This window comes from Streptomyces sp. Y309, assembly GCF_056712025.1.
Map to the genome: position 1 here is coordinate 140,346 of NZ_CM160048.1, position 21,323 is coordinate 161,668.

General features: G+C 71.7%; 23 protein-coding genes and 1 pseudogene. 12 read left to right on the forward strand and 12 right to left on the reverse strand.

Features of this window, described 5'->3' with window-relative positions:
• Positions 1-5 precede the first annotated feature (5 nt).
• On the forward strand, positions 6-833 hold the full coding sequence (locus AC0KTA_RS00600) for a class I SAM-dependent methyltransferase (protein WP_481053094.1): 828 nt from the start codon (positions 6-8) through the stop codon (positions 831-833).
• Positions 834-951: 118 nt separating this feature from the next.
• Here the strand turns inward: AC0KTA_RS00600 and AC0KTA_RS00605 are convergent, their stop codons facing one another.
• Positions 952-1,395, reverse strand: a complete 444-nt coding sequence (locus AC0KTA_RS00605) for a hypothetical protein (protein ID WP_481053095.1) — start codon at positions 1,393-1,395, stop codon at positions 952-954.
• 103 nt (positions 1,396-1,498) lie between these two features.
• Between AC0KTA_RS00605 and AC0KTA_RS00610 the strand changes: the two genes are divergently transcribed.
• Entirely contained in the window at positions 1,499-2,251 is a 753-nt protein-coding gene (locus AC0KTA_RS00610; protein WP_481053096.1) for a hypothetical protein, read from the forward strand.
• Positions 2,252-2,273: 22 nt separating this feature from the next.
• On the opposite strand, the gene AC0KTA_RS00615 is transcribed toward AC0KTA_RS00610, so the two are convergent.
• Both AC0KTA_RS00615 and AC0KTA_RS00620 read right to left on the reverse strand, forming a co-directional pair.
• Complete coding sequence (locus AC0KTA_RS00615; RefSeq protein ID WP_481053097.1) at positions 2,274-3,107, reverse strand: hypothetical protein; 834 nt, start codon at positions 3,105-3,107, stop codon at positions 2,274-2,276.
• Positions 3,108-3,348: 241 nt separating this feature from the next.
• Complete coding sequence (locus AC0KTA_RS00620; RefSeq protein WP_481053098.1) at positions 3,349-3,645, reverse strand: hypothetical protein; 297 nt, start codon at positions 3,643-3,645, stop codon at positions 3,349-3,351.
• A gap of 72 nt (positions 3,646-3,717) precedes the next feature.
• On the opposite strand from AC0KTA_RS00620, the gene AC0KTA_RS00625 reads away from it, so the two are divergent.
• The 4 genes from AC0KTA_RS00625 (at position 3,718) to AC0KTA_RS00640 (ending at position 6,530) form a co-directional block, all read left to right on the forward strand.
• Positions 3,718-4,023: a trypco2 family protein gene (locus tag AC0KTA_RS00625; protein WP_481053099.1), complete on the forward strand. Its 306-nt coding sequence runs from the start codon at positions 3,718-3,720 to the stop codon at positions 4,021-4,023.
• A 110-nt stretch (positions 4,024-4,133) separates the two neighbouring features.
• Positions 4,134-4,568, forward strand: a complete 435-nt coding sequence (locus tag AC0KTA_RS00630; protein WP_481053100.1) for an ATP-binding protein — start codon at positions 4,134-4,136, stop codon at positions 4,566-4,568.
• A gap of 173 nt (positions 4,569-4,741) precedes the next feature.
• On the forward strand, positions 4,742-5,509 hold the full coding sequence (locus tag AC0KTA_RS00635) for a DUF5707 domain-containing protein (RefSeq protein ID WP_481053101.1): 768 nt from the start codon (positions 4,742-4,744) through the stop codon (positions 5,507-5,509).
• 274 nt (positions 5,510-5,783) lie between these two features.
• Entirely contained in the window at positions 5,784-6,530 is a 747-nt protein-coding gene (locus AC0KTA_RS00640; protein ID WP_481053102.1) for a chitinase, read from the forward strand.
• 36 nt (positions 6,531-6,566) lie between these two features.
• Here the strand turns inward: AC0KTA_RS00640 and AC0KTA_RS00645 are convergent, their stop codons facing one another.
• Positions 6,567-8,036, reverse strand: a complete 1,470-nt coding sequence (locus tag AC0KTA_RS00645; RefSeq protein WP_481053103.1) for a PepSY-associated TM helix domain-containing protein — start codon at positions 8,034-8,036, stop codon at positions 6,567-6,569.
• 321 nt (positions 8,037-8,357) lie between these two features.
• Here AC0KTA_RS00645 and AC0KTA_RS00650 point away from each other — a divergent pair, with 321 nt between their 5' ends.
• Together AC0KTA_RS00650 and AC0KTA_RS00655 are read left to right on the forward strand one after the other, a co-directional pair.
• Positions 8,358-8,882: a luciferase domain-containing protein gene (locus AC0KTA_RS00650; RefSeq protein WP_481053104.1), complete on the forward strand. Its 525-nt coding sequence runs from the start codon at positions 8,358-8,360 to the stop codon at positions 8,880-8,882.
• A gap of 273 nt (positions 8,883-9,155) precedes the next feature.
• On the forward strand, positions 9,156-9,368 hold the full coding sequence (locus AC0KTA_RS00655; RefSeq protein ID WP_481056719.1) for a hypothetical protein: 213 nt from the start codon (positions 9,156-9,158) through the stop codon (positions 9,366-9,368).
• Positions 9,369-9,476: 108 nt separating this feature from the next.
• Here the strand turns inward: AC0KTA_RS00655 and AC0KTA_RS00660 are convergent, their stop codons facing one another.
• Positions 9,477-10,382, reverse strand: coding sequence for a glycoside hydrolase family 16 protein (locus tag AC0KTA_RS00660; RefSeq protein WP_481053105.1), 906 nt, complete (start codon positions 10,380-10,382; stop codon positions 9,477-9,479).
• A gap of 222 nt (positions 10,383-10,604) precedes the next feature.
• Between AC0KTA_RS00660 and AC0KTA_RS00665 the strand changes: the two genes are divergently transcribed.
• Together AC0KTA_RS00665 and AC0KTA_RS00670 are read left to right on the forward strand one after the other, a co-directional pair.
• Positions 10,605-11,603 carry an LLM class flavin-dependent oxidoreductase gene (locus AC0KTA_RS00665; RefSeq protein WP_481053106.1) on the forward strand — a complete coding sequence of 333 codons (999 nt, stop codon included), beginning with the start codon at positions 10,605-10,607 and terminating at the stop codon, positions 11,601-11,603.
• 85 nt (positions 11,604-11,688) lie between these two features.
• The gene (locus AC0KTA_RS00670) at positions 11,689-12,477 is read left to right on the forward strand and encodes an alpha/beta fold hydrolase (RefSeq protein WP_481053107.1); all 789 of its coding nucleotides are present in this window, start codon (positions 11,689-11,691) and stop codon (positions 12,475-12,477) included.
• A 91-nt stretch (positions 12,478-12,568) separates the two neighbouring features.
• Here AC0KTA_RS00670 and AC0KTA_RS00675 read toward each other — a convergent pair.
• The 5 genes and pseudogenes from AC0KTA_RS00675 to AC0KTA_RS00695 form a co-directional block, all read right to left on the reverse strand.
• Positions 12,569-13,288: pseudogene (locus AC0KTA_RS00675) on the reverse strand (dioxygenase family protein); the annotation flags it as partial.
• Positions 13,289-13,326: 38 nt separating this feature from the next.
• Positions 13,327-14,298 (reverse strand): helix-turn-helix transcriptional regulator, encoded by a 972-nt coding sequence (locus tag AC0KTA_RS00680; protein WP_481053108.1) that lies wholly within the window; start codon positions 14,296-14,298, stop codon positions 13,327-13,329.
• A gap of 189 nt (positions 14,299-14,487) precedes the next feature.
• The gene (locus tag AC0KTA_RS00685) at positions 14,488-14,967 is read right to left on the reverse strand and encodes an NUDIX domain-containing protein (protein WP_481053109.1); all 480 of its coding nucleotides are present in this window, start codon (positions 14,965-14,967) and stop codon (positions 14,488-14,490) included.
• A 206-nt stretch (positions 14,968-15,173) separates the two neighbouring features.
• A complete protein-coding gene (gene fabG / locus AC0KTA_RS00690; RefSeq protein ID WP_481053110.1) occupies positions 15,174-15,878 on the reverse strand; it encodes a 3-oxoacyl-ACP reductase FabG in 705 nt (234 codons plus the stop codon).
• Between the two features lie 110 nt (positions 15,879-15,988).
• Positions 15,989-16,837 (reverse strand): helix-turn-helix domain-containing protein, encoded by an 849-nt coding sequence (locus tag AC0KTA_RS00695; RefSeq protein ID WP_481053111.1) that lies wholly within the window; start codon positions 16,835-16,837, stop codon positions 15,989-15,991.
• A 126-nt stretch (positions 16,838-16,963) separates the two neighbouring features.
• On the opposite strand from AC0KTA_RS00695, the gene AC0KTA_RS00700 reads away from it, so the two are divergent.
• Together AC0KTA_RS00700 and AC0KTA_RS00705 are read left to right on the forward strand one after the other, a co-directional pair.
• Positions 16,964-17,926 (forward strand): helix-turn-helix domain-containing protein, encoded by a 963-nt coding sequence (locus AC0KTA_RS00700; RefSeq protein WP_481053112.1) that lies wholly within the window; start codon positions 16,964-16,966, stop codon positions 17,924-17,926.
• A gap of 2 nt (positions 17,927-17,928) precedes the next feature.
• Positions 17,929-18,912 (forward strand): MBL fold metallo-hydrolase, encoded by a 984-nt coding sequence (locus AC0KTA_RS00705; protein WP_481053113.1) that lies wholly within the window; start codon positions 17,929-17,931, stop codon positions 18,910-18,912.
• A gap of 560 nt (positions 18,913-19,472) precedes the next feature.
• Here AC0KTA_RS00705 and AC0KTA_RS00710 read toward each other — a convergent pair.
• Both AC0KTA_RS00710 and AC0KTA_RS00715 read right to left on the reverse strand, forming a co-directional pair.
• Positions 19,473-19,925: an NUDIX domain-containing protein gene (locus AC0KTA_RS00710; protein WP_481053114.1), complete on the reverse strand. Its 453-nt coding sequence runs from the start codon at positions 19,923-19,925 to the stop codon at positions 19,473-19,475.
• Between the two features lie 685 nt (positions 19,926-20,610).
• Positions 20,611-21,294, reverse strand: coding sequence for a hypothetical protein (locus AC0KTA_RS00715; protein WP_481053115.1), 684 nt, complete (start codon positions 21,292-21,294; stop codon positions 20,611-20,613).
• Positions 21,295-21,323: the final 29 nt, after the last annotated feature.

Genomic DNA, 21,323 nt, shown 5'->3' on the forward strand with positions numbered 1-21,323 from the left:
CTGACATGCGCGACGACACGCCTGACGAAGAGCGCCGTGTGCACCTGGGCCAGACCTTCGACGAGGACGCGGAGCTGTACGACCGGGCCCGGCCGGGGTATCCGCCCGAGCTGTTCGCCGACCTCGCCGAGGTGGCCGGCACCGGCCCCGGCTGTCGTGTCCTTGAGGTAGGGGCGGGCACCGGCAAGGCGACCTTGCCGCTCGCCGAGCGCGGCTGCCGGATCACCGCCGTCGAGCTGGGCGCGGACATGGCCGCGGTCGCCCGGCGCAATCTGGCCGGGTTCGCGACGGTGGAGATCGTGACCGCGGATTTCGAGACCTGGCCCCTGCCGGAGGAGCCGTTCGACGCGGTCGTCTCGGCGACGGCGTTCCACTGGATCGATCCGGCGGTGCGGATGACGAAGGCCGCCGACGCGCTGCGGCCCGGTGGCGCCCTCGCCGTGGTCGCCACGCAGCATGTGGCGGGTGGCAGCGAGGAGTTCTTCGTCGAGGTCCAAGACTGCTACGAGCGTTTCGATCCGGCCACGCCTGCGGGACTGCGGCCTCCTGCCGCAGCAGACGTCGACACCTCGGATCACGCGGACGAGGTCGCACGCAGCGGCCGGTTCGGCCCTGTCGTCCGCCGGCGCTACGAGTGGGACCTGACGTACACCACGGCGCAGTACCTGGAGGTGCTGCGGACCTACTCCGGCCACCGTGCGCTGCCGCCGGAGGCCAGGGAGGGACTGCTGGGATGCATCGCCGGGCTGATCGACGGGCGGTACGGAGGCCGGGTCACCAAGCGGTATCTCACGGAACTGCGGGTGTCACGAACGGCCCCCGCGCTTCGGTAGGCGGGGCCGCAGCCGTGCCCACCGCACATCTGAGAGTTCGCCCGCCTCGGGAGCCTCATGAGTCACGCATTGTCCCGTCTGGGGACCCATCGGACAGTCCCTAGAGCGCTCGGGCTCCCTACGACGCGACGCGGGCGCTCTGGAGTTCGGCGAGCAGCCGCCTCAGCTCGTCACGGGCATGAGGGTCGAGGCTCTCGTCCGACGCCAGTTCAGCGCAGAGCGCGGTTCCTTGCCGGGTCGACCGGTACGCCAGCGCACGGGCCGCCGCGGCGCGGTGCCCGTCCCTCAGCGTGGCGTCGGTGATGATCGCCGTGGCCAGTGCGACGGCGCGTGCGTCCGGGCATCGGGACAGCAGGGCGTCGGCGGCAACCCGCACCTGTCCGGTGTGTGAGCTGTCCGTGGCCAGTTCGGCACACAAGTCGGCCGCGCGGGCGAACGGGAGTCGGCCCAGCGTCTTGATGAGCCGTCGGCGGCGCGCGAGGTCGAGCCGGGCGTCCGCGGCGAGCAGGGCGTACTGGTCGGCTCCGCGCGGGTCTCCGAGCGAGACCAGGAGGATGGCCATCCAGGTGCGATGAGTCGCGCTGAGCGTGGGCTCCGAGCCGAGGTCCGCGCACAGGTCGGCGGCGCGTTGGTCGCGAGATCCGCGCAGATCCGATGGCGTCGCGATGCCCCACGCCGAGCACGACGCCGATGAACTCGTCACCCTCCTCATGACGCTCCTCGAAAGAGAAGCGGGAGGGACGGAACCTGAGCAGCCGAAGAGCCCTGTCCGCGACGGCGGTGACGACCTGCTGAGGCACCACGGCACCGAACCGTACGAGTTGGACGATGAACTGGCAGGCGTGCAGCGAGCCTTCGTAGGCCTCGACCAGACGGCACAAGCGCCCGCCGATCTGCTCCATGGCCTCTTGATCGCCGGTCTCCGAAGCGGCGTCCAGGAGGAAGGCGATGTAGGAGAGGTACTCGCTCGGGATGCGGATACGTCTGTACTCAATGCGCCACGGCGTGGTCTCGCGGCGGTCTTCGGGTTCGAAGACACGCTTGAGTGCACGCCCCAGCGAGTGGGCGGCGGCCATGGCGTGTTGTGCGGCCAGGAAGCCGAGCAACGTCTGGTGCCAGAACTCCAATCGGCCGGCACCGGCCTCCGCTGCGGGCAGCGTCTCCAGGACCTCGATCGCGGACAGGCGGTTGTCGCCGTGCAGTACGTCCGCCACGTGGGCGATCAGAGTGGGCAGGTGATCCAAGGTGTGTTCGACAGCTGCCAGGGCGTGGGCGCCGCGCCCTTGGAGGGCGGCGCGGCTCTGGGCCCGGACGCGCACGAGACCAGCGGGGTTGCGACCGCTGTCGAGCAGCTCGATGTAGCTGCGGTAGACCGCGCCCGGCTGCCCGGCAACGCCCCGTCCGGCCCCGCCGCGTAGAGGCGGCACAACATGGTGGCCATCAGCGGACTGCCGGCCATTTCCGCCAGGTTCGCCCGCTCCAGGACGCCCAGGAAGCGGTCGGTCGCCCGCTGCGGATCCGGCACGCCGAGGTAGCGGAACCACCCCTGGGCGAGCCAGCGCACATCATGCTCCTGGAGAGCGTCTCCAGGAGTCCGAAGGGCGCCAACTCCGCGGTCACGGCCGCCGCGAGAGCCTCCGCGAGCGGCCGACCGGCCAGCGACGCCGCGGGAACGAGCACAGGGACACTGACATCATCGGCGTTACCGCGCCGACTGGCCTCGATGCCCAAGGCGAGACAGCGGCGCAACAGACTCGTCTTGCCCCCACCGGCTCCGGCCATCACGACGCACGGTTCATCGCTGGTGAACACCTCTTCGGCAGAGACCTCTTCAAACAGCCGCGCGGAGAGCCTCTCCCGGCTGCCTCTGCTCCCTGCTCCCTCGCTTCCCTCGCTCTCTTTCGGGTTCTCGATCAGACGCCTCCTGACACACCGGCGGAGGTAGACGTCGGCGAGCGGCGGCGTGCGACCGAGCGACACGTCGTCGTAGGGATGCGTTCCGGCGTAGCGCTCAGCCGCCGCCAGGTAGCGGTCCAGCTGACCATCCGGCGCGTGCGGCGACGCCCGCCGCACCCGTGCACGTACGTCCTCCAGGCCGTCGAGCGTCAGCCGGCACCCCAGGAGTTCCTCCAACTGCCCCCGTTGATCCGCTGACAGCATCTCGGCCCAACGGTCCACCCGGGAAGCACCAAGCCGGCCGGGCCCGTCGCTGAGGTGATGGCGCGAGACGATGCCGACGATCCGGCCGTCACTGAACACCACGGCGCCGGACATGCCCTCCCAGGGCGAGGCGGAGCAAGACCCGGCTTCTGTGGGGCAGGCTGGGTGACGCGCAGATCCAGCATCCCCTCACGGCGGTTGGCCAGCACCGAACAGGTGGCGTGGACGTGCTCGCAGTCCCGGAAGCGCGAACCGTCCCTTCTCTCCCGCAACTTGAAGCGGGGGAACCCCGCCGCGCTGCACCGCAGCAGTACGTCTTCCTCGGGGACGCGGCCGAAGCGCGCCGTGCTGACCTTCAGCCGCTCCCGCGACGGCACGCCGAGAACGGCGACATCAACACCCTCGCGCCGCCACCGCACTTCAGCGACCACGCTGTATTCGCCGGGCCGGTCGGCATCGAACCGCACGCGCACGCGGAGGGCCCCGCGACGACGTGCGCGGCGGTCAGGACGGTGCCGGGCCCAATCAGGTAGCCGGACCCGTGGCGCTCGCCCGCGCCGTGCGCCACGAGGACCTCAGCCACCTGACCGGCCCGCAGCCCGAACGCGTTCTCCACCTGTTCCACCCAAGCCGCCGGATAGCTGGGCTCCACCCGATCAACAGCATCGCGGCATCCGCCACTTGGACGAGGTTACGACGGACCCGTACGCCAAGGAGACACGTAGTGGAACTCGCCGAGATGATTCGCGCCCTGCGCGGGGAGTTGAACGATGCCTTGGCCGACGGCACCGATCAGCCGGTCCAGTTCGAACTCGGCCCGGTCGAGATCGAGACGACCGTGGCGGCCGAGCGCACGGCAGGCGGGCAGGGAAAGATCCGGTTCTGGGTGGTGGAGGGCTCGGCGGACACCGCGCACTCCTCGTCCCGGACCCAGCGGATCACACTGACCCTCCGGCCCAAGATCCGCACGCGGAACGGGACGTTCACGACCGCGTACATCGACGGTGAGGCGGTGGACGGAGAGCGGTGAGGTCGGCTGGGTTGGCCAACCTCTCGGCCACTCGGGTGACACCCGCGTACGGGCCGTGGTTCGGGGCAGGCGATCGGTGTCCAAGAGCCGCGGAGCGACGGGAGGTTGCCGTGGTGCACTCCCCGGAGGAGCAGCGGGTGTGCCGGGAGTGGAAACACGAAGGGCCGACGTCGGCGGCGCAGGCCCGCGCGATGGCGCGGGACTTCATGGCATCCGTCGGGTGCGACGACGCCGGGCAGCGGGACGCGGTTCTCCTCGTCGTGTCGGAGCTGGTCACCAACGCCCTGCGGCACGGGTGCGGGGTGACCGGGTTCCGGCTCAGCCACCACGAACGCGGACTCACCGTGTCGGTGCGTGACGCCGGGGACCGGCCGCCGCGGACGCGGACGCTGGACTCGGGGCGGCCCGGTGGCTTCGGCCTGCATCTGGTGCGGGACCTCACCGGGGGCGTGGAGGTGGAGTGGCGCCCGGAAGGCAAGAGCGTACGGGCGACCGTTCCACGGTCGTGCGCCCCCATGCGGCGAGCACGCGCCAGGAGTCGGTGAGACGCCGAGCCGCTCCGTCGAGACCGGATGCACAGGAGGCGCGGGAAAGGTTGTACGCGACTCACGTGTTGATCAACACGATGATGGAGATGTGGTGAAGAACGTAAAGTCATCGCGTTCACATCTCTCGCCGGGGAGCACTTCTGACCCGGCATCATCCCGTGGGGGGATTCATGCGACACCGCATCCGCGTTGCCGTGCTCGGCTCGGCCCTGGCCGTGGCCGCGACGGGCTTCGCCGCGCCCGGCGCCTTCGCCGCCGCGCCCGGTGAGGTCACCATCGACAAGGTCACCGTGAACGGCGGCAAGTCGATCGCGCTCGGCACCACCGCCGCGAAGAGCTTCACCGTCACCGTGACGGCGTCGGACGACTCGGGCATCGACAGCGCCGACATCACGCTGTACGGCCCGGACTCGGCGTACGCCGTCCCGAACGGCAACGTGAAGTGCGTGACGTCGCCCACGTCCGCGACGACTTCGACGTGCACGGCGAAGTTCACGATCGACCCGGACACGGACTTCTTCGACAACACCCCGGCCGGCGCGTGGTACGTCGACGCCATGGTGACGGCGAAGGACATCGACACCATCCGCGTGGAGAAGGCCGCCGCCTTCAAGGTGCAGCGCTTCTCCAAGCTCACGGTGAACGCCTCGCCGGAGCCGATCAAGAAGGGCAGGACGCTCACCGTCACGGGCGCCCTGACCCGCGCCAACTGGGAGACCGGCAAGTACGCGGGCTACACGAACCAGCCCGTGAAGCTGGAGTTCAAGAAGAAGGGCACCACGACCTACACGGCCGTGAAGACCGTGAAGACCGACAACAAGGGCAACCTCAAGACCACGGTCAAGGCCGGCACCGACGGCTACTACCGCTGGAGCTTCGCCGAGAACTCGACGACCTCCTCGGTCAAGGCGACGGGCGACTACGTCGACGTGCGCTAGCCAACTTCCAGCAGTTCGCTTGTAGTTCCCTTCCCCTCGGCAGGCGCGAAGTGTCGTCTTCGCGCCTGCCGACGGGTGTTCGTTCAACATCTTGACGCGAACACGGCTATCGGTATGGTCTAGTCCAACGAAGCGGAATCCCGTTGGCCGGCGGGCACTTGTACGCCCACACCCACCGCCCGGCCCGCGACGGCCTGCGCTCCGGCACGCCGGCCGACCCCCACCACCGCGCCTTCACGCCGCCGGTCTCCGGCGTCCCCCCATGGAGTGAGCCATGCGATCACGCATACTCGGACTACTGACCGCGACCGCGTCCGCCGCCGCGCTGCTGACGTTCGCCTGGCCGGCGTCGGCCGACAAGACCGACAAGTCCGCGCCGGACAAGGCGGACAGGACGGCCGCGGCGTTCATCGTCAGCGAGTCCCAGTTCAACCAGATGTTCCCGAACCGGAATCCGTTCTACACGTACAGCGGCCTCACGGCGTCACTCAGCGCGTACCCCGGATTCACGCAGACGGGCAGCGACACCGTGCGCAAGCAGGAGGCCGCGGCCTTCCTCGCCAACGTGAGTCACGAGACCGGCGGCCTGGTCCACATCGTGGAACAGAACCAGGCGAACTATCCGCACTACTGCGACCGGACCCAGCCCTACGGCTGCCCGGCCGGCCACGACAAGTACTACGGCCGCGGCCCGATCCAGCTGAGCTGGAACTTCAACTACAAGGCCGCGGGCGACGCGTTGGGCATCGACCTGCTCCACAACCCCGACCTGGTGCAGAAGGACCCGGCCGTCGCCTGGAAGACCGGACTCTGGTACTGGAACACCCAGAACGGCCCGGGCACCATGACGCCGCACAACGCCATGGTCAACGGCGCCGGCTTCGGCGAGACCATCCGCGCCATCAACGGCAGCCTGGAGTGCAACGGCGGCAACCCGGGCCAGGTGCAGAGCCGCATCGACAAGTACAAGCAGTTCAGCCAGGTCCTCGGCGTGGACCCCGGCGGCAACCTGAGCTGCTGACCGCCTCGGACGACCGCACGCGATCAGCGCGTGTGATCACCGCGTGCGGCCGTCCGCCGGTTCCGCGGCCCCGTAAGTGCGCTTGCCGCGCCGGTAGGCAATCTCGCCGAGCACGATGTCCACGGCGAGGAACGCCACCAGTGGAATCCCGAGGAGCGGCACGAAGTAGCCGAGCACCGCGACCGCCGCCATCAGCGGCACCAGGACGTACGCCGGCACGTGCTGCCAGGCGCCGCGCGGCAGCGGACGCCCGAACACGGCGCCGCGCCCGCGCTGCCACCACATGCGGTACCCCCACACGATCAGCAGGATCAGCCCGACCGCGACACCCGCGAGCACCACCTGGTTGGCCAGGCCGAACAGGATGCCGCTGTGCGCGTCGATCCCCCACCGCGTCAGCTTGGCGAGCACCGGGTAGTCCTCGAACTTCAGTACGTCGACGACCTTGCCGGTCGCCGGGTCGACGGCGGCGGCGTCCTGCCGCACGGGCCAGCTCCGCTGGATCTCCTTGACGACGTACGCGGACGAGGCGTCGGCCGGCGGGACCACCTCCACCGGATCTGAGACCCCCCGCGCACGGGCCGACGCGAGCACCGCGTCGAGGCCGACGTCGCCCGCCCCGCTCTCGCGGTCCGCGCCGCCGGCCGCGCCCCCGCCGTGTCCGTCGTGCTCGCCGGCGGCCGGGGTGCCGGACTCCCCCGCGGGCACGAGGCTCGTCGAGACCGTCGGCGTCGTCTGGCCGAACGCCTCACGCAGATCGCCGATGCTCTGGCCCGCGTAGGCGGACCAGGTGAGGCCCGTCGCCGACAGGAAGAACAGCCCGGCGGCCGTCCACACGCCCACCGTGCCGTGCAGGGACAGCGTCCGGCGGCGTCCGGCCGTGCCCCGCACCTTGCGCCGCGCCCGCCGCCGGCCGAACCACAGCACGAGGCCGCCACCGGCGATCACCCACAGCCAGCTCGCGGCGAGTTCGCTGTACAGGCGACCCGTCTCGCCCAGGTGCAGATCCCGGTGCAGTTCGGAGACCCAGGTGCGCAGCGGCAGGGCGCCGCTGGAGCCGTACTGCTCCAGCGCGCCCCGTACGTCACCGGTGTACGGGTTCACGAAGACGGCGAGAGTGCGGTCGGGGTGCACGCCCGGCACCCCCGACATCAGGACACGTGTGGTCGCCCCGTCCTCGGGGGCGGGCCGGACCGCGCTCACGGTGCCTTCGGGGTGGGCCTTGCGGGCCGCGGCGACCTGCCGCGCGACGGGCAGCTCCCGTGCGCCGACGGGGACCTTGAGCTCGTCGGCGTACACCATCTTCTCGACCGAGTACGAACCCGCGTACAGCAGCCCCGTCACCGCGGCGACCAGCAGGAAGGGCGCGATGAGCACGCCCGCGTAGAAGTGCAGCCGCAGCACGAGCGGACGGAGCGAGCCCCATGCGGAGCGCCGTGGAGAGGGCCCCGGCTGCGGGGTCTGCCGCCCGTCGACGGGGACGGGTGCGGTGGGTGCGGCGGGCATGAGGTGCTCTCCTGGGTGCCGGGCGGTGGTGCGGGCCCGGTCGGCGGCGACCTGGCCGGTCCAAGGGTCGGGAGGGCGGTGGGAAGAGTTCCCGGCGGGCTCTGTAACCTGCGTCACGTCGCCGGTGGAGCAGCAGGTCGTCCTCACGGCGTCACCGCACGCGGTGGGGTGCCCGTTACCAGAAGGGCGCGCCGGATGCGTGATGCGGCGCAGCCTCGTAGATCTTCATCTGAGATGGAGTGGCCGAGATGCGCGTTCGTAACCAAGCGACGCGTGAACAGGGGTGGTTGGCAGAGTGAAATCCGCGCGACGATGGGCCCCATGACCGCGGCACAACGCGCCATGACCGAGCTGGAGTCGTGGCCGAACCTGGTAAGTGGCGCCCCACGGTGCGCTGTCGGACGTTCCCTCAACATCGCGGAGGCGCCCGGAGCGGTGGGCTACGAACTGGTCCACTTCCACTCGGACGACGCGGCCGACGTGTGCCTGACCCGCGCGGCAGTCGACCGGCTGCGCCCGCAGCTCGCGCACAGCTCCGCGATCCGGCTGCGGCCCGGCGCGTCCTGGATCACCGTCCTCCTCGACTGCGACATCGATGTCGCACTCCTGCTCACCCTCGTCAGCGTCGGGCTCAAGGCACACGACGACGACCGCGCCGCGGCACACCGCGCGGGCCGGGGCATCGCCTTCGCCGACTGCCCCGCCCCGCCGTGCGACTGGGAACCCGTCGCCTTCCGCGAGCTCGCCCCGAAGATCCCCGCGCCGGCCGGCCCGCCCGCCGTGGAGCGCCGCGGCCTCCTCGCCACCTGGAAGGCGGTCGGACGGCTGATGCCGCACGGCCACTGAACGACCGCGTCACGCCGAGCGGGCCCACGCCCCCTCACCCGTTACTTCCGCACCCTGGCCCCGTCACGCCCTCCCCCGGCCACGGACGGAGCAGCAACTTCGCGCCAACCGCCCGTCACCGCCACGCCACCCCGGCCGGGCCGCTTGTCGGACAGACACGTTCGTATGATCGTCGGTGACTTCTTGATCAGTCCCGCGGTTGAGCACCGCGAGGCGGCCGGATCGGCCGTGTTCCCGCGAAGGATCAAGGAGCAGGCAGTGAAGAGCAGTTGGATGCGGAAGGCCTCCCGTGGGGCGCTGGTGGCGGCGGTGTGCGCCGTGCCGTTCGCCCTGTCGACCGGCGTCGCACACGCCGACGAGACCCACCACAGCGGCTCCCACACCGCGCCGGTCGTGGCGCTGATCAACACCGGCCAGATCGACGACCCCATGGAGGACGTGCTGGAGCACACCTTGAACTTCGGCGACGGGTACGCCTGGGACTGACCGGAAGCACAGCGCCCGGTCCGCGCCGGTCCTCCCCACCGGCCCGCGTCGCGCCCCGCCGCGCCGTTCGAGCGATTCCGCTCGGGCGGCGCGGCGGACGTGTTTCCGTCACTTCCAGCCGTACGCGTACGCCGTCACCCACGTGACCTCCAGCTCCGCGCTGCTCCCCGGTGCCGCCGTCGGGCCTTCGAGGGCGCTCTCGTTCTGGAGCACCCAGGACAGGGGGCGGTCCGGCACGTTCCTGGTGTCGCGCCCGACCTGGCGGCCGTCGACGAAGAAGCGGACCTGGCCGGGGGTCCATTCCGTCGACACGGTGTGCCACTCGGTCCAGTCGTCGGCGCCGTGGTACGAGCCCTGTTCGCCTCCGCCGCACGGATGGTGGAAGGCGCTGAGGGAGCCCGTCCACTCGCCCTCGGGGTGGTCCATCTCGCAGCCGCCGCCGTAGTGCAGCCAGGCCGACTTGTATCCGGGGGCGAGCCTGGTGACCTTGATGCGTGCGCTGTACTTGCCGTACTTCATCTGCATCACGGCACGTGGTACGACCGCGGCGGCATGCACGGGCCCGCCGTCGTCGGGCCGCCACATGCGGATGCGCAGACGGCCGTCGCCGTTCTCCGCAGGGCCGACGCTCACCGTGTCCTCCGGGTGGTAGACGCCCACGACGCCGCGCCTGCGGTCGTTGGCCGTGTCGCGCCAACCGGTGGGATACGCCCACCAGTTGTCCCGGTAGGTGCCGCGCAGCCCGCCGCAGTACGCGGCGGAGGTGTCGACGTGGTGGTCGCAGTCGCTGAACGACCCGAGCGGCACGCGGTCGCCGTCGAAGTCCTCGGCGAGGACCTGCCAGAACGGGCCGCAGTCGCCGCGCGGCATGGCGGGACCCCCGGTGCGGCAGGCGTCGGCGGAGCGCGGGGCGCCGTCGGCGCGCGGAAGGCCGAGCAGGGCGGCCAGCAGGATGGCGACCAAGGCGGCGAACAGTGTGGGTCTGCGGTTGCGCTGCGCTGCGTGTGTGCCCATCGCGGTGCGCTTCCTCCCGTCCGTCCGTGGTGCGGCGAGGTGCTCTGGGGGCTAGGCATCCTTGCCGTACAGGAGGGGAGATCGCCATACCGCGGGGCGGCCTCGGGGCGGCGCACCGGCGTGCGCGTGGGCGCGACCGTCGGGGGCGCGGGTGGACGCGGCCGCCGGCGCCGGGTGAGGCCGCCCGGGGCGTCGTCCGGCGGCCCGCCTATCCTGGGACACGTGATCGATCTGCCGCTCTCCGCCCTAGAGGTGTCCATCGTCGAAGCCGGCGCCACTCCCGCCGACGCGCTGGCCAACTGCCATCGCGCGGCGCAGGAGTTGAGCCGCCTCGGCTACCACCGGCTGTGGTTCGCCGAGCACCACCACTCCCCCGCCATCGGCGCCTTCCCTCCCGTGCTCCTCACCGCGCACACCGCCGCGACCACGCCCGGCATCAGGCTCGGCTCGGGCGGCGTCCTCGCCCCGAACCACGCCCCGATCACCCTCGCCGAACAGTTCGCCACCCTCGCCGCCCTGCACCCCGGCCGCATCGACCTCGGCATCGGGCGCGGCCCCGGCACCTTCCACGAGCCCACGGCCCGCGCCCTGCGCCGCGGCGCCGACCCCACCACCGACGACGAGTACCGCCGCGACGTCGTCGCGACCCTCGACTTCCTCCTCGAGGTCGGCATCGGCGAACTCCCCGAGCCCTGGCTGCTCGCCTCCAGTGACGCGGGCGCCGAACTGGCCGCCGAGCTGGGGCTGCCCGTGGCGTTCGCCCACCACATCCGCCCGGCCAACACCCTCGCGGCGCTGGAGCGTTACCGGAAGGCCTTCAAGCCCTCCCGCTGGAGCGAGAGCCCGCGCGTCCTGGTGTGCGTCGAGACGGTGTGCGCGGAGACCGAGGAGCGGGCCGCCGAGCTCACCAAGCCCATGGACGTCATCAAGGCGGGCCTGCTCAACGGCCGCGGCGAGACGGCGTTCCCCACGCCCGCCACCGCCGCGGCCCACCGCTTCACGGAGCACGAGGAGGCGGCCGTCGCGGCCTTCACCGGCGAGCAGGCCCGCGGCACGCGCGACGACGTCGCGGCCGCGCTCACCCGGATCGCCGAGTCCACCGGCGCCGACGAACTCATGCTCGTCACGCCCGTCTACGACATCGCCGACCGCATCCGCTCCTTCGAACTCGTACGGGACCTCGCGGGCCCACAAGCCCTGCGGCACACCCCCGCCGCATGAGGGACGTTTTCAGACAACGGGGTGGTTTCGGACAACGTGGCTGAGTGATCCTCCCTCCGGTGCCGCGCCGGGTAGTGATGCCGCCATGGAAACGATGGTGCCGGTCGACGGCGGCGACGTGTGGGCGCGGGAAGAGGGCGACCCGGAAGGGCCGGGGCTGCCGCTCGTGCTGCTGCATCCCGGCGTCGGCGACTCCCGGGTCTGGGACGACGTGGTGCCCGCCGTCTCGGGGCGGCGCCGCGTCATCCGCTACGACGCGCGCGGCTTCGGGCGCTCTCCCCGGCCGACCACGCGCTACTCCCAACTGCGCGACGCGCTGGCGGTCCTCGGCCACTTCGGGGTCGACCGGGCCGTCGTCGCGGCTTCCAGCATGGGCGGCGCCACCGCCTTCAGCCTCGCGGTGGCCGCGCCGGACCGCGTCGCCGGTCTCGCCCTGTTCGCCCCCGGCGCCACCGGCGCGACCGGCCTGGAGTCGCCCGAGGTCAACGCCGAGATCGAGCGGCTGGCGAAGGCGGGCGACATGGACGGCCTGGTGGCGCTGGGGCTGCGCCTGTGGGGTGCGACGGACCCCGCGCCGGACGGCGACGCGGCACGGCACTTGCGGGCCGCGATCCCGGCGTGGTTCACGACGTACGGACAGGACGTCGCGGACCCGCCCACCTTCGACCGTCTCGGCGAGATCACGGCGCCGTGCGTCCTGGCGATCGGGGAGCGGGACCAGCGCGAAGTGATCGCCTGCAACGAGGACATGGCCGCCCGCATCCCGGGCTGCCGACTGGTGCGGCTGCCCGAGTGCGACCACTTCCCCACGCTCCGGGAGCCCGGGACGGTGGCGCGGCTGATCCTGGAGCTGTGCGAACGGGTGGACCCCTGAGAGAGCGAGTGGGCCGGCGAGGACGCGGTGGTCCGGACGTGCGGGGCCACCGCGTCCTCGCGCCCGGTCAGGCCATGGGGCCGGTGCGTGCGGGCGACTGGGGCACATTGAGGACGAAGTCGAACTCCGCCTGCTTCGTGTTGCCCACGTCCCGTACGTTCATGAGCAGCCGGGCGTCGAAGATCGGGTCGGTGTCGTTGCGGGGCTCGCCGGGGAAGTAGAGCTGGGTCGTGAGGACCGGGCGGCCGGGCGCCTGCAGCTTGACGTGCAGGTGCCGGGTGCGGCCGGGGTAGAGGCCGGGGAAGACCGTGGTGAGGGTGAACGCGCCCTGGGCGTCGGTGAACTGGTGTCCGCGCAGCCGGTAGCCGACGTTGTCGTAGGCGCCGCGGGCGTCGGCCTGCCAGAAGTCGAGGAGCACCTGCGACAGCGGCAGGCAGGCGAGGCCGAAGACATAGCCGGTCACGGTGAGCCGGATGCCCTGGGTGCCGGGCTCCAGGAGCGAGGTGCGCCGCGGGGAGTTGGGTTTGAAGTAGGGGCCCTCCGTCTGCGGTGGCGTGGGGTCGTCTCCGTCGTCGCAGGACGGGGTGACCTCGAGGACCTTGCCGCTGCCCGCTTCGGTACGGGCCAGGGCCGGTGCGCCCATCATCGCCACCGGCACGGCGACGCCCGCGGCCAGGGCGGCGCGCAGCACCGTCTTGCGGCTCGGGCCCTTGTGCGCCGCGGGTGCGGCGGGGTCGAGGGGCTCACCGGCCGGCGGGCCGGGAGGCTGTTCGCTCATGCCGTGGCCGTTGGTGTGCGTCTCGCCGTCCATCGCTCCTCCTGGGTGGGGGGTCGGGATCGGCTAAGAAGCTATGCGGAGGGCCCGGGCGGGGCGATGGACGCAATGCGGTGGTCGTGGTGAATATCGCCATCGCCGCGGCGGAAGTCGCCGGGCGTGGCGCCGGTCTCGCGGCGGAAGAAGCGGCAGAAGTACGCGGGGTCGCCGAACCCCACCCGGTCCGCGACCTGGCGCACCGTCAACTCGGTGCAGGCGAGCAGGCGTTTGGCCTCGTGCACGCGGGCCTGGCGGAGGAGCTCGCCGGGGGTGCGGCCCATGGCGCTCTTCACCGCCTCGTTGAGGTGGCTCACCGAGACGCCGAGATGCCCGGCGCACTCCTGCACCGACCACGGCAGCGCGTGCGGCGCGTTCACCAGGGCGACGAACCGGCCCGCCACCGGCGGGGTGCGGGCGGGGACGGCGGCCGGGGCGGGTTCCTTGGGGGGCCGCCCGGGAGCGGGGAGGCGCCCGGCGCGGACCACGAGGATGTGGAGCAGGGCCCGCAGGACGCCGCCGAACCCCTCGGCGCCCGTCCGGTACTCGTGGTCCATCTCGGCGACGAGACGCGCCGCCCAGGCCGCGTCCCGCTCCGGCAGTTCCAGCCAGGGACGGCGGCCGAGCCGGCGCAGCAGGGCGCGGTCGGCGGGGCGCTCAAGGAGGAAGTCGTCGGTGAACACCACGACGCGGCCCTCCAGACCCCGGACGCCGTCCCAGTAGTGCACCTGTCCGGGGGCGATGAAGCACAGGTGGGGCGGCCGCAGCGTGAAGCGGGTCAGGTCGACGACGTGGCTGCCGGTGCCCCCGGTGACGTACACGATCTCGTGGAACGTGTGCCGGTGCGGGAAGGAGGCCCGGGACATCGGGCCGATGGTGTCGAAGGTGCCGATCGCAAAGGGCAGCGCGTTGGGCATCGGCACTTCGAGCCGGTGGACCGGCAGCCCTCCCGCACCCGCGTCGCTGCCGTTCCCCGGACTCGTACCGGGCAGAACCGTTGGCCCACGCATGCGTACGCTCCCCTCCCGGCGCCGCCCACGACCCGGCCCGCCAGGGCGGTACCGCATAGGGACAGCCTTGTCAGGTCCATACCATTCGGCAACTCCACGATGGCACGGAGACGGAGGTGTACCAACGGGTGCTCAGGCCAAGTTGGGGAACGGCGGGCATCCGCGCCGCGAGAGGGCTCCGGCTTCGGTTCACACGCCCAGGTCGAGGGAGACCAGTCGCTGGTCGTGGTGGGCCGTGAGCACGGCCTCCCACAGCGGCAGGGTGAAGGGCGGGACCAGTGACGTGTCGATCCGCTCGGGCGGCACGAAGCGGCATGCGGCCCGCCCGCGCCCGCCCCGGGTGAGGGCGCGCCGCTGCTGGGAGCTCACGCGCCCGGCGTCGAAGACGTGGTGCACGCCCGGCATGAGTCCGCCGGTGTCGAGCCAGGCGACCACCAGCAGCGGGCCGACCGGCAGGTCGAGCCCCAGCGTCTCGCGCAGCTCGCGGGCGCACGCGGCGGCCGGCCGCTCGCCCTCGTCGACGTGCCCGCCGGGGAGGGTCCAGTACACGGTGTAGGCGGGGTTCACCAGCAGCACGTCGCCGTGCTCGTCGGTGAGGAACGCGCCGGCCGAGACACCCCGGGACGCGGCGGCCGCCTCCATGCCGTCCGCCCGGCCGTGCCACGTCATCACCTGCGCACCGCCCGTTCAGTCGTCCCCGGCGTCGGACCGGCACCGGAGCCTGCGGCGAGCGGAACCGGCAAGGGCCACGCCCGTCGCGGCCGCACCCCCGTGACAGCCGCGACGAACGGTCTTGTGCGGGCCCCCTCACGGGCCCGTGCGTCGTGGCGGTATCGGCGGCCGCCACGACGGTGCGCGCGAGGGCGCGCGTTTCCTCAGTGGCCCATGCCCGCGCCGCCGTCGACCGGAATGACGGCTCCGGTGATGTAGCCGGCCTCGGGCGACGCGACGAAGGCGACCGTGGCGGCCACCTCTTCGGGCGTGGCGAGGCGGCCCAGCGGGATCTGCCGGACCAGGGCCTCGCGCTGTTCGTCGGTGAGGTCCTCGCTCATCGACGTCTCGGTCAGGCCGGGCGCGACGACGTTGACGGTGATGCCGCGCGAGCCCAGCTCGCGGGCGAGCGACCGGGCGAAGCCGACCAGGCCCGCCTTCGACGCGGCGTAGTTGGCCTGGCCCGCCTCGCCGCGCAGGCCCACGGCCGAGGAGATCACCACGATGCGACCGGAGCGCGCGCGGAGCATGCCGCGCGTCGCCCGCTTGGCGACGCGGAAGGCCCCCGTGAGGTTCGTGTCGAGGACGGAGGTGAAGTCGTCCTCGGTCATGCGCATGAGCAGCTTGTCGTTGGTGACGCCCGCGCAGGCCACCAGGACCTCCACCGGCCCCTGCTCCTCCTCCACCTGCTTGAAGGCGAGGTCGACCTGGTCCGTGTCCGTCACGTCGCAGCGCACCCCGAACAGGCCCTCGGGAGGCTCACCCGTGCGGTAGGTGACGGCGACACGGTCACCGGCCGCCTGCAGCGCGCGGGCGATGGCGAGGCCGATGCCTCGGCTGCCTCCGGTGATCAGAACTGAGCGGGGCACTGGGGACCTTTCTGGTCGGGAGTGGTTCGTCTCTGGCGGTGGTGCGTGTGCCTCGTACGAGGCCGGTGGGCGCGTGCCTCTAGGAGGCGGCGCGCGCGGAGGAGCTCGGGTCAGCAGACACGCCGGGCCCCCGAGCGCGTGAGCCGGCCGCTCATCAGCGCGGCGGTGTCCATCAGGGCGTGCACGCAGCGCGAGCGGGCCACGGCGCTGCGCATCCGGCTCCGCGGGGCGAGGAGCGCCACGGACCCGGCGACCACGGACCCCCGCCACAGCGGAGCCGCCACGGAGTCCCACCCCTGGAGAGGCGAGGGGCCGATGGCGTAGCCCTGCTCACGGACGCGGTCGAGCGTGGTCCCGGGCGTCGACGAGCCTTCGAGACAGGCGAGAATGGCCAGGCCGGCGGCGTCGTGGTCGAGCGGCGCGCTCCACACGAGACGCAGCTCCGCGGGCGCGGCCGCCTGCAGTGCCGCCGCGTGGGCGCCGACGGCGCGTTCCGTGCAGAACCGCAGCGAGGCGCCCACCAGCAGGGGTGCGTACAGCAGCGACACCTGACCAGTGCGTGACTGTAGAGTGACGAGCTCAGCACGCAATGCAGGCGAGGTCTGACCAACTTTTGTATCCGTGACCTCATCAACGAGGTGGGTGGAACGGTGCGGTGTCTCCGTCAGGGCGTAGTGGCCGCGCGGACCGCGCTGCTCGACGGCCGCCTCCCGGGTGAGGGCCCGCAGGTACCGGTACGTGGTCGGCGCGGGCAGATCCGCCTGTGCGGCGATGACCGCCAGGGGGTGGGCGCCCGGCCCGAGCTCACGCAGGGCCCGCAGTACCGCCAGCGTCCGGGCCACCGCACTGCCGGCATGTTCTCGCGCCGGTGTGGCGACCACCGGTTGCAGCAAAGCGAACTCCCCCTCGCGGGCACGATGAACCGCCGTGCCGTCCACGGGCGTGTTCAGATCCGGCACCCGATTCTCGTCGCCGGGTCACGGGGAACACCAGGCCATCAATTTTCCGGTCCGCGTTTTACAGGAAGTTCGACTTCCGGTCCGGGCCGCTCGACCGTTCGCTTCGGCGCGGGGAAAGGTTAGACATTGAACAACAAGGAGGCTCTGCAGCAGCTGCTGCAGTACAAGCGCGGCCAGATAAGCCCCACCGAACTCGGCTCGCCCCGCCCCACCGGGCGCGGTCGCCGGTCGCGGGGGCTTTCGCAGGCGCGCGTGGCGCAGGAGCTGTTCGTGTCCGAGCGGACGTACGCGCTCCTGGAACGCGGGGAGATGGCGCAGCCTTCGGCGGACTTTCTCGACAACGTGGCCAGGGTGCTGCGGATGCGGGAGCCCGAGCGGACCGCCCTGTACGTCTACGCCCTCGGGTACGAGCCCCCCTTCCCCATGGACCCGATGGCGGGCACGCATGTGGGTCCGGCGTGGCTGACGGCCGTGCACCGGGTCAAGGGGCAGCCCTGCTACATCAATGACGTCGCGTGGAATGTTCTCGCGTGCAATGACGATTTCGTCCGTATGTTTCCGCAAGTTCCAGGAACCACGCCCCAGTTGCCGGAACGCAACCTGATGCGCTGGATGCTGCTCCGCGAAGAAGCGCGGGAATGCCATTTGGTCGACTGGGAGTCGAACTGGGCCGTGAAAGTGGCCGCGCAATTGCGCACCGCGTTCGCCGCCCATCCGCACAACAAGGACCTGCAGATGCTGGACGAGGAGGTCAACGACGATCCGGTGGCGGGCCCCATCTACCGTCGGCACGACGTCGCCTACGTCCACCCCGACGGCGACGGGCGGCCCATGCGGCACGCGGGGACGGCCTCGCTCGGCGTCGACCAGGACTGCGCCACGCGGTGCTGCGCACGGCATCTGCCGTCCGTGCTCGGGACGGTGACGATGTGTACGGCCCAGCCGCTTCAGTCGCCCGGGTCGCGCTTCTTCTTCCTCGTCTTCGCTCCCACATCGGCGCAGGCCGGCGAGGCGGGGCAGCACGCGTCGGACACCGCCGAGCCGGCGGGCGCTGTGCCGCCGGGGGCGCGCGCGGGTGAGAATGCATGACCATGAACTCTGCTCCGACGCTGCTCCCCATAGTTCCCGGTGTCCACGTCTGGTCCCCCGGCTCGACCGGAAGCTGGGGCCTCGCCAACTGCGGCCTGCTGACCGCGGGCGGCCAGGCGGTCCTCATCGACACGCCGTACACCCTGAGCCTGACCGACGACTTCCTCACCGCGGCCCGCGAAGTCGCCGGGCCCGGCGTCGACATCACCGCCGTCCTGACGACGCACGGCAACGGCGACCACGGCTGGGGCAACCAGCGGGTGACCGGAGCCGAGATCGTGGCCACGCACCGCACGCTGGAGCACCAGTGCTTCGAGCCGACGCCGGAGCAGTTGCGCCACCTCGTCGAGGACACCGACCCGGAACAGCCCCTCGGCTGGTACTTCCGCCGGTACTTCGGCCGGTTCGACTTCGGCGGGATCACCGTCCAGGAGCCGACGAAGACCTTCCAGGGCCGCATGGATCTCGTGGTGGGCGACATGCCCGTGGAGCTGTACGAGGTGGGGCCCGCGCACACCGTCGGCGACATGGTCGTGCGGCTGCCCGAGCAGCGGGTCGTGTTCGCCGGTGACGTCGTCTTCGCCGGCGACCACGTGTGCCACTGGGCGGGGCCGCTGGCCCAGGTGGTCGGTGCCTGCGAGCGCATTCTCGACTGGGAGCCCGAACTCGTCGTGCCGGGCCACGGCCCGGTGCTCGACCCGGACGGGCTGCGGGCCCACATCCGGTATCTGCGGGACCTCTCCGAACAGGCGCGCACACTGCACGCGCGCGGCCTCTCGCCGACGGCGGCCGCGCGGCACCTGATCGAGGAGGACCGCTACCCGGAGCTGCACCTCCCGGAGCGTCTGGTCATCACCCTGGCGTCCGAGTTCCGGTACCTCGACCGCGACGACTCCGCCCCCGACATCCTGGCCCTGATGGACGCGTGCTCGCGCATCGCCTGGCACCGCGACGGCGCGGCGCCGGTGGCCGCCCAGGCCGGCTGACAGCCGTCGCGTCGACACCCCCGGATCGGGCGCGGACCGGGCGCGGACCGGCCGTGGACCCCGCCGGGGCGCACCGGCCGCCATTCCGGCGGCCGGAATCCGGGCACCGCGAATTCCACCGGTCGAAACGCCACCGGCCGTGCGCGGCCCGCGAGTTGCGCCTAGGTGCGCGCACAGGATGAGGTGCTCACGTCGGCGTGCCGAACGCAGTTCGGGGGAAGCGCCGACCGGCACCGAGCACGGTTCTCCCCATGGCTTGGTGAAACGCCGGCGAGGCAGGGAACTGCCGATCCGGCACCGAATGCCGTCGCCACCCCCCGGCGGCGGCATTCGTCTGCGCGCCCGCACTCGGGATCGGACGGGCAGGGCGCTCGGCGACAGTCACCCCGAGCGCTCAGGAGCCGCCGCCCCGGGCGGGGCGGCGGCTCCTGGTCGTTGGCGCGAGGTCGGGGCTTCGGGACAGGGACCGGTCGGCTCGGATCTCTCCCGTGCTTCTCGTTCGTACGTCTGTCGTCCCCTCGCTCGCGCCGAGGCTCACCTGGCGTGAGTGGTCGGGCTGTTCACACCTCCACTTCCAGGCACACCAGCCGCTTGTCCTTGCGGGCGGTGAGGGCGGCTTCCCACATGGGCTTGACGAACGGCGGGATCAGCGAAGCGTCGATCCGTTCGGGGGACGCGAAGCGGTACTCCCCGGGGCCGTCCTCCCGCAGCGTGATGGCACGCCGCTGTTCGGCGCTGATCTCCCCGGCGTCGAAGATGTAGCACACCCTCGGCATCCAGCCCTCGGAGTCGACCCAGGCGACCACGAGCAGGTCGCCCATCTCGACGTCCAGGCCGAGTTCCGAGCGGATCTCCCGGGCGCAGGCGGCGCTCGGGCTCTCTCCCTCCTCGACATGGCCTCCGGGAAGATTCCAGTAGGCCGTGTACAACGGGTTCACCATCAGCACATCGCCGTGCTCATCGGCGATGATCGCCCCTGCCGAAGCGGCTAGGGACGTAGCAGTAGCATCCATGGCATCTTCCTGAATTAGCCCCGTCATGACGTGAGCACGGCTCATCAGGATCGGGCGGCTCGGCGAGCGGGGTCCCCAACCCCACCCAGTGGGAGCGAGGACGGGCATCGCTCGCTCCCGGCAGTGTCACGGCCCCTCGGGCATGGGCGCCCCCGCGCCCCGAGGAGAACCGCGACCGCTGACCTTCCATGGGCCGCACCACCAAGGAGCTCATGGTGCAAAGACGTGTCGCCACCTCTTCGTCGCTCCTCCCACCTCACCGTGGCCCGACTCGGGCCACGGCAGTCCTGGCATCACCTGACGAAACGCTCGTTCCATTCGCAGGGGCCGACCAGTCCCCGGGAACGCCACCGCAGTTGGGCGGGCGAGCCCATCTGTGATGCGGCGCGGCATCATCGCCGACCGGGGCATGAGCAGGACCGATGACTGCCTGCCGGGTGTCCCCCGCCCCCACGCGGGATTCCCGGAAGCAGCTCATGCGGACGAATGGAACATCCGGGCAGGATTCGCTCCCCGTCAGAGCCAGCCTGCCCCCGGCTCCGGCGTGAGACAGATCCTGATGCACTATCACAGGTGGTGTCAACGATTGAGAACGACGCATGTCATGGGCGTGCGCCTCCGTTGCACTCACGGAGCCGCCCCGGCAGGGTCTTTGATGCACCGCAACGCGCGTAGCGCGACCCCGCTACGGGCGTTCGCGACCGCCCTCGGAACCACCGTCCGCCTTACGCGCCTGAACCACCTTGACCAGCTCGTCCAGGGCCGGGAGCAGGTCCCGCAGGGTGTCGATCTGCGCCCCGTCGGCCGTGCTGCGCAGGGCGACCGACCGCGCGCCCAGCTCCTGGAGCACCGCCCGCGTGGCCAGCTTCGGCAGGTCCTCGTTGACCATCCGGCGCAAGTACGTGATGAGCGCGGCGCCTTCGGTGCGGGAGCAGAAGCCTTCCGGCGCTCCGTAGAAGAGCTCCAGGCGGGCCGCGTGGTCGTGGTTCGCGCCGCGCTCGCCGTTGAGGAGGTTCGAGACGTGCTGAGCGGAGATTCCGGTGGCCCTCGAGATTTCCCTGAGTCCGTAGGGCTCCTTGCCCCCGGGTGTGTCCTTGAGGCGCGTCCGCTGCAGGAAGCGCAGTCGCTGCTGGAACAGGGCCTTGCGGAAGATCTCGCGCGCGTTCTTCTCCCGCGGCTCCTCCTCGGGGAGTTCACCGGCCAGCAGGGCCCGCACCCGCTCCGGCTCGATGCCGGTGGCGCGGGAGATGAGCACGGCGTCCAGGAGGCGGCAGCGCGAAGTGCCGAGCCGCTGGGCGTAGGCATCGACGTCGCCCAGCAGTCGGGCGATCTCGTGTCCGGGCGCCGGTTGGTGGTCGGCTGCGTTCACCTGAAGGTCTCCATGGGCCACGGAACTCG